Below are 12,476 nucleotides of genomic sequence, written 5' to 3' on the forward strand. Positions count from 1 at the left end.
AGGTGAACAGGAAGTCCGAGGTGCCGACGTAGTTCAGACCGTCCTTCACAACGACGCTGCTGTCCCAAGCGCTGGAGTACAGAACCACATCGGAACCGTTAACTACGGAAACCTGTAGAGTCGCGGCAAAGCCTGCGCCAAAGCCCTGAAATACAATGGTATCGTCGCCATTCTGGTCGAAGTCGAGCACAATATCCGTGCTGCCTGCCTGCTCCGGCCGAAACAGGAACATGTCGTTACCTGCCCCGCCCGTGAGTGTGTCGCCACCCTCGCCACCGATCAACACGTCGGCGCCTGCGCCGCCCTGGAGATTGTCGCTCCCAGCGGCACCGAACAGCACGTTGGCGCCGGCGTCTCCGATCAGCACATCGTTGCCGCCAGAGCCGTAGAGGTTCTCGATGTTGACGAGGAGGTCGCCGTTAGCATCTCCGCTCGAGCCGGTACGCGCGCTCAGATCGACATATACTGCTCCGGCCGAACTCAGGTAGGAGGCGGTGTCGTTGCCGGCCCCACCGTCGAGATAGTCCGCTCCTCCCATTCCCTGAAGGGAGTCGTCACCCAAGCCCCCGATCAGCTCATTCCCAAGGGCGCTTCCATACAAGATGTCGCTAAAGGTCGACCCCACCACCGACTCGATGTTGGTAAGCGTGTCACCCGTCGCGTCACCCCCGGTAGCAACTCCGGCCCCTAGGACTACGAACACGGCGTTGCCGGAATCGCCATAGTACGCGTAGTCTACGCCGTCTCCGCCATCGAGGTGATCTGCGCCCGCCCCGCCCACCAGCGTGTCGTTGTCCTGCCCTCCAAGCAACGTGTCGTTGCCAGTCCCACCATCCAGGTAATCGTTGCCTTGCCCTCCGTCCAGAAAGTCGTTTCCGGCACCTCCGAATAGACCGGCGGTCACGGTCAGAAAGGCAGGCGTTGCCCCGGCTGACGGTACGAAAATGATCCCTGAATCGCTGCCATCACCTCCAAGCAGAATATCATTTCCCTCAAAACCATATAGCGCATCCGAATCTTGGCCCCCATCCAAGTAATCGTCTCCACTCACCTCACTGGGGACAATTATAACGGAACCATCCGCTAAAACAGTAGAGCTGGCTGGGCCGCCAAGCAGCAAATCATTGCCGGACTCGCCATAAAGATAGTCTTCGACTGTGCCACCACTAATCAAATCAGAGCCACTGCCGCCGTAAATGAACGCTGTCGTGGCCCCTACGTATGACAGAAAGTCGCGTCCTTCGCCGCCATATATTCGTGGGCTAAGCTGAGCGCTTATTAATTTGTCGTCTCCGTCGAGCGCATATACTACACTCTGATTTATTGTTGGGTAAATGTCAGCTGCGTCTGTAAGCACTTGAGACATGACATGCTTTCTAAAGAGAATAGCGGTTTCGTCGCAATCATACCTGTACGGAAATAATTTGGTTTTATCGAGTCCGGATGGTGTGTGGTGAGGATCGGACAGGGCCTGAAGGCGCAGAGATCGAGGGCGACCACCTGTTCACGTCTTCGGCATCAGGGGGCCCAACATCGCAGAGCCTAGCCAGCACAACGTCCGCACCGAAAGCACCGCAAAACCCGCCTCGGATTGCTCCGGGCGGGTGAAGGTCGAGTCTCACTTGGGTCCGGTGCGAACGGGCCGGCGCCGTAATTGTTCCGGACTACGTCGGCGATGCGCCAGGCACCAGCCGGATCCCGGTCTGCCACCAGTCGCCGATCCAGGGGCGCGACCGCTCGAGATACGGTCCGATAACCGGCTTCGATGCGATCAGCGCACCGACAGCGAACACCGCGATACCGAAGCCGATCGCCAGGGCATACTGGTTCCGGCGCGGCACCACCGGGTTGCCGTCCTCCTCGACCGTGCCGGGCGTGCAGACGTGACACACGACCGCAACGACCGAGAGCAGGATGATCCCGCCTAGCAACTCGTTGTTCAGCCACCAGTCCGGCTTCCCGGACAACCGGTAGATGATGGCGTTGATCGACTGGAGCTCGGCGGACAGGACCTTCAACCAGATGCCGACGATCGGGAAGTCGCGGGGCCTCGGCATCGATCGCCAGATCCCGGCCCAGGCGTCGGCCGCGAAGATCCAGAGGGCCACCGCCGTCGTCGCGGAGTCGAGGATCCAGACATACAGGATCATCTCGGAGTTCGGTACGAAGACGTTGAGGATTTGGTAGCCCACGAACAGCGCGATGGCGCTCCAGAGCATGATTCCGCGGATGTTCTCGGGCTTGTTGCTGGCGTAGATGTTCACGAACACGATCAGGCCTCTCTGTCGCCTGGGCCACCGAAGCTCGGGAGCCGGAGGAGGTCGTCCACGGCCGCGGCCACGCCTCGCTCTCGCACTGCTTTTTCGCGGGCGATGCGCCTGAGTTCCTGCCGGGCCACGCGCTGGGTGGCTTCGTCCGCCACGGCCTGCGCCCGGGCCTCGGCCTCGCTCGTCGTGGCGACCATGTCATCGGCCGCTTTCTCGACTTCGCTGCCGGCCAGAAGGGCCTCGTTCACCGCCGCGTCGAGATGGGCGGTGCGCGTCGCGTGCGATGGGAAGAGCCACGACATGATCCGCCTCCAGGTCATTCGCGCCCCCCGGAGAGGGCGCGCCGCAGGGAATCCGCGACGCTGCTGACGATCGTCCCGAGGTTCGCGAGGCCGTGGCGCACCTCGCGCGCCTCGCCCTCCGCTTCCCGGGCGAGATCCTGAACGGCGCGCGTGGTGGTATCGAGGGCCGTGGTCAGGCCGCCGAAGGCCGTCGCGGTCTTCTCCTGGCTCGCCTTGCTGCCCTCGGCGATGGAGACGACCCGCTCGACCAGCCCCTGGTAGCGGTCGTAGGACCGGACCAGGAGCCAGAACGTCACTCCGAGGGCAACGATCAGGAGCACGCACGCGGCGCCGAGCACGCCCCGGTCGGGGAAGACGTCGGCCGCCTGGGCCGCCGCCTTCGTTGCCTCGGCCGCTTGGGCGTGGGCTTCGGTGATGAGCATGTGCGTGCCGCCCGCCTACAGGCCTACTTCGCGACGATCGCGGCCTGGGCCGGCGCGAGGGTGTTGGCGGCCGTGGCACCGTCCTGCAGGTGCAGGGTGCGGAACACGAGCTCGGCGACGCCGTTCGGGCCGCCGGCCGCGGCTACCACCTTCGCGGGAGCGGCATCGACGGCGCGCTGCACCGCCTTGGCGATTACGGCCGACCCGACTGGGATGGTGAGCGCCTGGCCCTTCACCACACCCTCCGCGGCGTTCAGGGCATAGTCGGTGATGGCCTTGGTCATCTGCTCGAGGCGGGCCTGGGTCAGGACGAGGCGGCCCCAGGGCGCGACCTGGTAGACGGCTTTGCTGACCAGGCCGACGAGGACCGGCAGGAGCACAGCAGTCAGGGTCTGGCCGATGGCCACGACCCAGTCCCCCCAGGGCAGGATGACGGCCGGCGCGACGGGCACGGGGGCGACCACCTCGGCGGCGAAGGCAGGGCTGGAGAGGGCACAGGCGAGCGCCAGCGCCGCGAGAACAATGCGGGTCATGTTCGGTCCTTAGGAGCGGAGCTTGCGAGGGGAGCTGCGCGGCGTGACCCGGCCGGCGCGGAATCTCCGGTCAGGCCGCCCGGCTGATGCTCGGCGCCGCGTTGTCGTTCGCGGTGGCCTTCCGGGTGTCGCCGTAGGTGTCGTCGATCCAGCGCAGGAACCGCATCAGCAGGTTCGGTTGCCCGGCGACCGCCGGAGCGACCGGCACGATGACCGGCGTCGGCACCGCCTCGTGCATCACCTCGATGACTGGCGCGGTCACGGCGATCGGCTTGGCGATCGTCGTCGCCCGCGGCATCGCGGCGGCGTAGGCGGTAACGAACTGCTGCGCCTCGGCCTGCTGGCGGATGATGATCGCCATCGGCTTCTTCCACATCAGGATCGCGTCGTAGGCGCCGGCCGCGTCGCCCGCGTTGATGCGCTTGAGGAAGGTGGAACTGGCGAAGGCCCCGGGCCCGATGTTGTAGCAAATCGACACTAGAGCATCGAAGGCGTTCTGCGAGACCGCCACCTTCAGGCCCTGGCGGACCGCCGCTACATACTTCTGAACGTCACGCTTGAAGATAGGTCGCACTGCGCCGAGGTGATGGTCATCCCGCGCTTCACGTAGGGCTTCACGTACGACGGCGGCATCAGCCGAACGTCATGCCCCATACCCTCAAGCCTGCGCCCCCAGTCGTGAGCGCCTCCGCAAGCCTCCATGCCAATTAGACAGCGCGGCCGCTTCTCGAACCACGCGAGCAACTGGCTTCGACGGAGTTGGCGACGCACGAGAACACGACCGCTCTCATCAACACCCTGGATTTGTAAAATGCTCTTCGCGAGGTCGATACCGACCGTAACAAGCTCGGACATGGGTGGCTCCTCAGCTTGAGGCGACAACATCCCAACTATGCTCCAACGCAACGCCGGGAGCAGGAGCCATCCACATCATCAATCGAGATGGCCTTCTCGAAGCTGAAAGCGCTGCTGCGCAAAGCGGCCGAGCGAACCGTCGAGTGGCTGTGGTCGGCCATCGGACGCCTCCTCGACACCGTCACGCCGGACGCGTGCGCCAACTTCTTCGCCGCCGCAGGATACGAACCAGATTAAACCGAAAATGCTCTAGCTGTGACTCTGTCTTTGTATTCTGGAGGCTGAGAAAATCTCGATGGCTGCTCCGGTGCAGTTGCATTTAGATTTCGATGCTATGCGATTGTGTGGCCTGGTCAACAGATCGCGCGATCCGACCTAAACAAGCCCTGCTGGCACTGCCCGAGATGGCCGCAGGTGGCTCGAGTTCAAAATCGGCAGCAATCGACAGGGTCGTAATTGCAGACGGTGCCGCTACTGAGCCTCGGCCTTCAACGTGGAAGGCACAAACAGGCTGATTGACAGCAAGACCCCCGGGAGCGCGTCCGCGACTGAACGCTGACCAGCGTGATGCCTTCAACGCGTTGGTCGACCAGGAACCGGCTCCCGCCGCCGACAGCGCGGTGCGTTGGCAGTTGTGCGATTTGGCTCAGATCCTGTCTGAAGATCACGTTATTGGTCTTGTGAGCAAGTGCAGAGCTAGGTCCCGCAAGCCACGGCTATATGAAGCTCTCGGCTTGCCCGCGTCATCACGCTCAAAACCCGAACGTCGCTATTTTTTTAGAAAGAAGCCTTTCGCTCGTCAGGAGCAGATCCAGAAGTCCGTCGGCGCCCATCCGATAGGGATTTGGTTGCGTGAAAATGTACGCGTCGACCAAAATGATACTTCGACCTGATGCCGGGCTGAACGAGGAACGCGACCCTCAGCACCCATGAATGCAGCTATCCCGCGGATCGAGGTGGCAACAGCAATCCCGAACTGAGCAGCCGCTTACCGACCCAGACTTGTTGCAGTCGCCACCCTTGAGCCGTACAGACCTAAACTGCAAAGTTGCCCTACCTTCGATATTCTATGCAGTTAGATCGGAAAATTGAGCCTCTAATTTTACGCGAACTCAATCGTACTTAGCCTGAGCAGACCGAAAACTTTAGCGGTTTAATGTAGATATCAATGTCTGCGAAACATAATCTACATCCTGTCGAGTCATTTTGAGATGAAGAGGCAGTGAAATCACCTCATTTGAAAATTGTCTCGCGTTGGGGCAGCTATGGGCCCCCTCCGAATACATAGTGAATTCGGTATTATCGCGGTAATGCACTCCAGGAAATATGGATGCGGCGTTTAAAGCTAAAAGGATCTCATCTCTATTCTTTACTCTTACTTGATAGAGGTGACGCGAAGACTCACATCCTTCAGCCATTCCTACTCTGACGATTTTCTTGTTTGAGCCCAATGAGTTATCGTACCATTTGCACAACTGACGACGATATGAGTTATCTTGATCTAAATACTTCAACTGCACTAAAGCAATTGATGCCATGATAGAATTACCGTGCTCTTTAAACCCAAGCATCGGCACGTCATAGTACCACTTATATGCCCCCCCTGAGTTGGTTCGAGCAAAGGTATCTTTATCAATACCCAACCAGGAAAGCTGCCTGACGGTCCTGTCAAGCTCTGTGTCTCTAAAACAAATCATTCCAGAGTCGGCGGTCGGAAGATTTTTTACCGCTTGATACGAATATACGATAACGTCTGCTTCAGTACCTGGTGTTTTATCATTATAGCGAGTTCCAGCCATATGAGCGGCATCTAGAATTAGAAGAAGCCCGCGGTCTTTGCAGAGTTTTTCGATAGCCTTGTATTGCCCAACATTTCCACCGAGACCGACAAATATCACAGCTCGTGTACGTGGCGTGATGCGCTGTTCGACACTAAGTGGATCGAGGCAGCCCATTTCATCAATATCGGCGAAGACAACCTTCAGGTTTTCATATAGTATAGCATGGTTCGTAGAAACGAATGTGAGCGGCGTGCTGATGACCTCGTCATCATTTTCCCACCTATAAACGTCTTTCAATACCTTAATAGCAAGGTGTAATCCCGCAGTTGCAGAATTAAGGAAGTGAGCGTTGGGCAATCCAGTATACTGCTTCCAAGCGTCTTCAAATTCGTTCGTTCTAAATCCCAGCCCAGTCCAGCCAAGCTCCATACACTTCCTAATTTCTGACAAACATTCTTCTATCCGAAAGCTTGGCGAAAACAACTGTATAGCCTGACGTTCCATTTAAGGCCCTTTTTTGTCCGAGAGTTTTGCACCAAAGCGCGAAGCGTGTTTGATTTTACGACACACTCCTATCTCAAGGTGGGCATCTGATCAACCGGCCCCCACTGAAAAGCATTCATCAAGCGGCCTCCCTCCAGGGCCCGATTGTAAGATATGCGATTCGGCCGTGCCACTGGACTAGGATTAAGACGACAACGGCGCAGCGAAAGACCAAAGGCAGCAAATTTGTTTCATGTCGGGCTTCGATTGAGTTTCGGATAAATAAATCGTCGCTTGTCTTCTTCGCAAAAGTGATTTTGGCCCGAGGCGGCGTCAAGCCTGCTTTATCGTTGTAGCTGTAGTGAGCGTCAAAAGTAGATCCTAGAAGTCAATCGGAGGCGTCTGGCGAAACCCGGCAGAACAATGCTCTCAAGAGCGGAGGCATGCGCTTACCAATAGATCAATCACGAGTCACGCGGCTTTCTGGCAGTGAATATTCTAATGCACAAACAGATGGCTCCAGATTTTCCGTCCTCTGTCTGCTGGTAGGAATAATACCACATGAGGGGTATGGGACAGGTTCTCCGCGACAACGCCACGACGACTGCAACGGTCCGTCAGGCTACCCACGCGGGTCAAGATAGCGTAAGAGTCGCTGTCAAGCGTTATGGGATTAACCCCAGGACCATGCATAGGTGCCGCTCACGCAGGCCAGCATGGATGCGCGGATGGGACCGAAGGATCCTCGCTCCAGCGTGCTCAGCCTGGACGTCGGGGCGGTCATCGTCGCTGTGTGTCGGCATACCTTGCTGCCGCCGGACGACTGCCTATACGCGCTTCAGCCGAGCCTTCCGCATCCGACCCGCTCGCCGCTGCATCGCTGTCGCAACGTCACGGCATCAGCCGTCTTCCAGATGTCGAAGGCGCCAAACCCAAGCGGCCTCGCTTCTAGCACTACCTGGGCACTTTGAAGGGTCGTGATGCGTTGTCTGCCTGACGATGGCTCGGGGGCGGCGATGGATTTGGATCGCGAGGAGACGGACGGGCTTGATACGCGGCTGGCACCGTTTCTGGCGGCGATGGGACGCAAGACCTGACGGACCTGGGCTCCGCTCTACCTCCGGGGTCTGCTGAGGCCGGGGGATCGCAAGAGCCTGCAGCCGATGGCGATGCGGCTCGGGCTGTCGGGCCACGACCAGTTGCAGCACTTCATCGCCAGCCCGGCCTGGGACGATCGCCCGCTCTGGACGGAGCTGGCCCGTCAGGCGGATCGGCTGGTTGGCGGATCCGATGCTTGCCTGGTGATTGACGACACCGCCCTGCCGAAGAAGGGCACGCGCTCGGTCGGGGTGGCGCGCTAGTACTGCGGTGCGCTGGGCAAGCAGGCCAACTGCCAGTCTTTGGTCTCCCTTACCCTGGCGCAGGGCGAGGTGCCCGTGCCGGTGGGCTTGCGCCTGTTCCTGCCCGAGGCGTGGACGAGGGATCCGCAGCGATGCAGGCGGGCTGGCGTGCCCGAGGCGGCGACCGCGCCGCGGACCAAGGGCGAGATCGCGCTGTCGGAACTCGATCGCCTGCAGGCCGCCGGTCTACGCTTCGGCACGGTGCTGGCGGATGCGGGCTACGGCGTCAGCGCCGCCTTCCGTCACAGCCTGGATGCAAGGGGCCTGCGCTGGGCGGTGGGCAACGTGAAGAACCAGAAGGTCTACGCAGCCGATGTGCGGCTCGTGCCGCCGACGGGGCGCGCCCGCAAGCCCTCGCCGGACCGGGAGCCGCGTGAGGCCGAGGCGGTGCTGGCCGACCTGACCTGGCGACGCGTGACGTGGCGCCAGGGCACGAAGGGCAAGCTCTCGGCCCGGTTCGCCACCATCCGGGTGCGGGCCGGCGACGGTCCGGTCTGGGGCAACAACCGGCATCTGCCGGGCGAGGAGGTCTGGCTCGTGGGCGAGTGGCGCTCGTCGGGTGAGCGCAAATACTACCTATCCAACCTGCCGGCCGAGACGGCACGGCGCGCCCTGGCAGGCACGATCAAGGCACGCTGGGTCTGCAAGCAGGCCCACCAGCAGCTCAAGGAAGAACTCGGCCTCGACCATTTCGAGGGACGCTCCTGGACCGGGCTCCATTGACACGCGCTGATGTCGTATATCGCCTGCACCTACCTGCAGAACCCGCGCCTCGCCGAACATCGTCGGACGGGGCGGGGAAAAAATGACGACCCGTCTTCCGGGGCCACCGCCATCACCCAGCCTGCCCGCCGTGCGGCAGGCCATCATCGGTCATCTGTTCGCCAGCCTCGTCCCGCCAGTCCTGTGCCCACACTGCCAAAGACGCTTCACGCTGCCCTCTAACATCAAAGTGCCCAGGTAGTGCTAGATCCTTACCTTGGGCCGCCCCGGTCATGCCACCTGCGTCCAATTCCATCAAGCAGATCGGCTTTGGCACTCTTCTTCATCTGCCCGCGCACGATCATCATCTCGTCGGTCATCGGGAGCTCTCGGGTTCGGGGTTGGTTGTCGCAACCCGACCCTATCAAGCAACTGCCGATGACCACCCCTCAGCTACACCACACCCTGAGACACGACTGTCGATTCATCCACAGCTGCGCTCCACTCCGCTCCGCCAAGCGCAATTCGTGTTTGCACACGAGACAGATGGGAATGGCCGGCTGAGGGACCCAAACAGGCTCTGAATCCGCTTCCTACAGTGCTTCGCTGTTCACGAAGAACACACGCGGCCCCGGGCCAACGCAACGCACTTCTGCGCTGGCCCGACCCCTGGACCGCCGCGTCCTGGCATATTCACTCGAGCAAATATCTATGCTTAGCCGCGGCGGCGCTGATGCGTCTGCCTACGAGAAAAGGGAAATTGCGTGACGCCTTCCTTTTTTCAAATCGTCTCGCCTTCTGCCGTCGTTTGAAATTGAACCCTTTGGCTGCGGTCAAGGATGGACACCTGCTTCGCTAGCTCAGCGATCAACGTTGTTAGTTGCAATTGAAAATCGCCAGTTCTGCTCTCGCCGGAGGACTCCTCGAGACTCCGTTTTAGAGCGAACGCACGTTCGGCGATTTCATTCCCAGTCATGTTTGACGCTCCCCGTATCCATCCGCGGCGCACTGCGCAGCCGCAAGCACTTACTCCCCGAAAGCCCAGGGGTTCCCGAGAGGGCGGCGTCCCGACTTTTCCTTCCGGCTTCCTGTGCGTATTGCCTGCACCCAGACGGCGAAATGATTCGCAATTTGGACAACAATTATTGATGCAACTAGAGCGGTTTCCACGATCCCTGAGTCGTTGCGCTGGGGCGAGCGTTGATCCCTGAAGGTTTGTCAGAGAGATCGCCATGGCCCGTGCCTACAGTCCCGATCTGCGTGTTTGCGTCCTCGACGCGGTGAACGCAGGTCTGTCCCGCCGGGCCGCGGCTCTGTGCTATCGGGTCGGCATCGCTACGGTGATCCGCTGGGCCGCGCGTGCGAGTACGACAGGAGAGACGCGGGCTCGCCATCAGGGCCGTCCACCCGGCTGCAAGCTCGACGAGCACGAAGCCTTCCTGCTCGCTCTTACCGAAGAGAAGGATGACATCACGCTGGCCGAGATGCAGGGGCGCCTGCGGACCGATCGCAGCGTCTCGGTCGAATTGGGCACGCTCTGGCGGTTCTTCGCCCGCCGGGCGGTGACGTGGAAAAAAAGTCAGCGCACGCCACCGAGCAGGATCGCCCCGATGTGGCCGACGCGCGCGAGGCGTGGTTTGCCGCCCAGCCCGACCTCAATCCTGAGCGCCTGATCTTCATCGATGAGACCGGCCTCTCCACCCGCATGGCGCGCCTGCGCGGTCGGTGTGCCCGCGGTCAGCGCCTACGCTCGGGCATCCCGCATGCTCATTGGCTCACGACGACCTTCGTGGCGGGCTTGCGCCTGTTGGGGATGAGCGCACCCATGGTACTCGACGGGCTGATGACGCGAGATTGGTTCCTGGCCTATGTCGAGCAGGTACTCGCCCCAACCCTCAGGCCAGGCGACATCGTCATCCTCGACAACCAGCCCGCCCACAAGGGCGCGGCGATCCGAGTCACCATCGAGGCCGCGGCGCACGGCTTCGCTTCCTGCCGCCGTACTCACCCGACTTCAATCCGATTGAGATGGCCTTCGCCAAGCTCAAGGCGCTGCTACGCAAAGCGGCCGAGCGCACGGTCGATCGGCTCTGGACTGTCGTCGGTGATCTGCTCGACGCCTTCACCCCAACCGAGTGCGCCAACTTCTTCGCCGCTGAAGGATACGACCCGGAGTAAGTGGAAACCGCTGTAGCCAACGAAATCGCTCGCATGCAGGACGAGCCAACGAGGGCCGAGAGAGTGCTTGCGATCCTGCCGTTTTAGGAAGCGTTCAGGCAGGAGACAGATCTAACACTACTTTGGCAGATTGAGGGAACGCGGGAGGTTTTTGCGGATTCGCATGCCATGGTCATGAGCGTGGGTGCGCGCGATGTCAGGTGCTGGCGGATGGCGTGACGATCTGGATCGATGGCTGCAGCCGTTCCTGGCGGGCCTGTCGCATTCGGCACGCCGGGCGATGTGCCCCCTCTACGTGGCCGGTCTGATCGGCCTTGGCGACCGCAAGAGCGTCCAGCCGATAGCGGCGCGGAACGATGGGGTTCCCTATGATCGGCTGCACCACTTCATCGCCGCCGGGATCTGGGATGAGGCGCCGCTTCAGCAGGCGCTTCTCTACGAGGCCGATCGCTTGGTCGGCGGTGCAGATGCGATCCTCGTCGTCGACGACACCGCCTTGCCGAAGAAGGGCAACAACTCGGTCGGGGTCGCGCCGCAATACGCCACCACGCTGGGCAAGACCGCCAACTGCCAGACGCTGGTGTCGCTCACGCTGGCGCGCGGCGAGGTGCCCGTGGCGGTCGGCCTGGCGCTGTTCCTGCCCGAGACCTGGACGGCCGACCCGGACCGGATGGCCAGGGCCGGCGTTCCCGAGGATCGGCGCGCAGCCCGCACCAAGCTGGAGATCGCGGTCACGGAGATCGATCGGGTCCGAGAGGGTGGCGTGCGCTTCGGCTGTGTGCTGGTCGATGCGGGTTATGGCTGCTCCGCCCCGTTCCGACAGGCCCTGAGCGCGCGGCCTGAGATGGGCCGTCGGGATTTCGGGACGCAACAAGGTCTACCCGGCCGACGTGGCGATGATCTTCCCCGTCTCGGGGCGTGGGCGACCGCGCCAGCGTCATGTGCCGGATCAGGTCTCCGTCGCGGCCGAGGCGATCCTGGCAGACATGACCGGCCGGTCGGTGACCTGGCGGCACGGGACCAAGGGTCGGCTGCGGGCTCGCTTCTGTGCGTTGCGCATCCGGATGGCAGACGGTCCGACGCAACGGATCGGTACACAAGGCAACCAGCACCTGCCCGGGGAAGCCGTCTAGCTGGTGCGCGAGGAGCGAGGAGCGAGGCTCGGGCGAGCGCAAGTTCTATCTCTCGAACCTGGCCGCCGACGCGACCCTCAAGCAGCTCGCCGCTACGATCAAGGCGCGCTGGATCTGCGAGCAGGCCCACCAGCAGATGAAGGAGGAACTCGGCCTCGACCACTTCGAGGGCCGATCCTGGACGGGACTGCATCGACACGCGCTGATGACGATGATGGCCTACGCCTTCCTCCAGTCCCGCCGCCTCGCAGCGGCGGGGCGGAAAAAAAAGAATCGCCTGCCCACCGCCTCAGCCCTCGATGCCGGCGATCCGACAGGCCATCCTGGATCACCTCAGTCGGCCACCACCGCGGCGATGCCCGCACTGTGATGCTGTGCTCAATCAACCACCTTGAGATCAATCTGCCAAAGTAGTGCTAG

Annotated in this window: 8 protein-coding genes and 6 pseudogenes; 5 read left to right on the forward strand and 9 right to left on the reverse strand. The window is 61.5% G+C overall.

Annotation, left to right across the window (positions count from 1 at the left end):
- From ACLBWX_RS22255 to ACLBWX_RS22285, 7 genes and pseudogenes are all read right to left on the reverse strand, one after another.
- Positions 1–1,366 (reverse strand): calcium-binding protein (locus ACLBWX_RS22255; RefSeq protein WP_447679127.1); only part of this gene is annotated, 1,366 nt, incomplete at its 3' end.
- Between the two features lie 298 nt (positions 1,367–1,664).
- Positions 1,665–2,270 (reverse strand): hypothetical protein, encoded by a 606-nt coding sequence (locus ACLBWX_RS22260; protein ID WP_447679128.1) that lies wholly within the window; start codon positions 2,268–2,270, stop codon positions 1,665–1,667.
- A gap of 2 nt (positions 2,271–2,272) precedes the next feature.
- Positions 2,273–2,569, reverse strand: coding sequence for a hypothetical protein (locus ACLBWX_RS22265; protein WP_447679129.1), 297 nt, complete (start codon positions 2,567–2,569; stop codon positions 2,273–2,275).
- A gap of 14 nt (positions 2,570–2,583) precedes the next feature.
- Positions 2,584–2,991, reverse strand: coding sequence for a hypothetical protein (locus ACLBWX_RS22270; RefSeq protein ID WP_447679130.1), 408 nt, complete (start codon positions 2,989–2,991; stop codon positions 2,584–2,586).
- 23 nt (positions 2,992–3,014) lie between these two features.
- Positions 3,015–3,524, reverse strand: coding sequence for a hypothetical protein (locus ACLBWX_RS22275; RefSeq protein ID WP_447679131.1), 510 nt, complete (start codon positions 3,522–3,524; stop codon positions 3,015–3,017).
- 70 nt (positions 3,525–3,594) lie between these two features.
- Positions 3,595–4,035, reverse strand: a complete 441-nt coding sequence (locus ACLBWX_RS22280; RefSeq protein WP_447679132.1) for a glycoside hydrolase family protein — start codon at positions 4,033–4,035, stop codon at positions 3,595–3,597.
- A gap of 26 nt (positions 4,036–4,061) precedes the next feature.
- Positions 4,062–4,379 (reverse strand): annotated as a pseudogene (locus ACLBWX_RS22285) (IS110 family transposase); the annotation flags it as partial.
- Positions 4,380–4,445: 66 nt separating this feature from the next.
- On the opposite strand from ACLBWX_RS22285, the pseudogene ACLBWX_RS22290 reads away from it, so the two are divergent.
- Positions 4,446–4,616: pseudogene (locus ACLBWX_RS22290) on the forward strand (IS630 family transposase); the annotation flags it as partial.
- 908 nt (positions 4,617–5,524) lie between these two features.
- Here ACLBWX_RS22290 and ACLBWX_RS22295 read toward each other — a convergent pair.
- Positions 5,525–6,664, reverse strand: coding sequence for a DegT/DnrJ/EryC1/StrS family aminotransferase (locus ACLBWX_RS22295; RefSeq protein ID WP_447679133.1), 1,140 nt, complete (start codon positions 6,662–6,664; stop codon positions 5,525–5,527).
- A 549-nt stretch (positions 6,665–7,213) separates the two neighbouring features.
- On the opposite strand from ACLBWX_RS22295, the pseudogene ACLBWX_RS22300 reads away from it, so the two are divergent.
- A pseudogene (locus ACLBWX_RS22300) lies at positions 7,214–7,592 on the forward strand (IS481 family transposase); the annotation flags it as partial.
- A 67-nt stretch (positions 7,593–7,659) separates the two neighbouring features.
- Positions 7,660–8,988 (forward strand): annotated as a pseudogene (locus ACLBWX_RS22305) (IS701 family transposase).
- Between the two features lie 538 nt (positions 8,989–9,526).
- Here the strand turns inward: ACLBWX_RS22305 and ACLBWX_RS22310 are convergent.
- Positions 9,527–9,721, reverse strand: a complete 195-nt coding sequence (locus tag ACLBWX_RS22310) for a hypothetical protein (RefSeq protein ID WP_447679134.1) — start codon at positions 9,719–9,721, stop codon at positions 9,527–9,529.
- 256 nt (positions 9,722–9,977) lie between these two features.
- Here ACLBWX_RS22310 and ACLBWX_RS22315 point away from each other — a divergent pair.
- Together ACLBWX_RS22315 and ACLBWX_RS22320 are read left to right on the forward strand one after the other, a co-directional pair.
- Positions 9,978–10,923: pseudogene (locus tag ACLBWX_RS22315) on the forward strand (IS630 family transposase).
- A 193-nt stretch (positions 10,924–11,116) separates the two neighbouring features.
- Positions 11,117–12,426 (forward strand): annotated as a pseudogene (locus ACLBWX_RS22320) (IS701 family transposase).
- The last annotated feature ends 50 nt before the right edge of the window (positions 12,427–12,476 follow it).

The sequence above is a fragment of the Methylobacterium sp. M6A4_1b genome, from assembly GCF_053345175.1.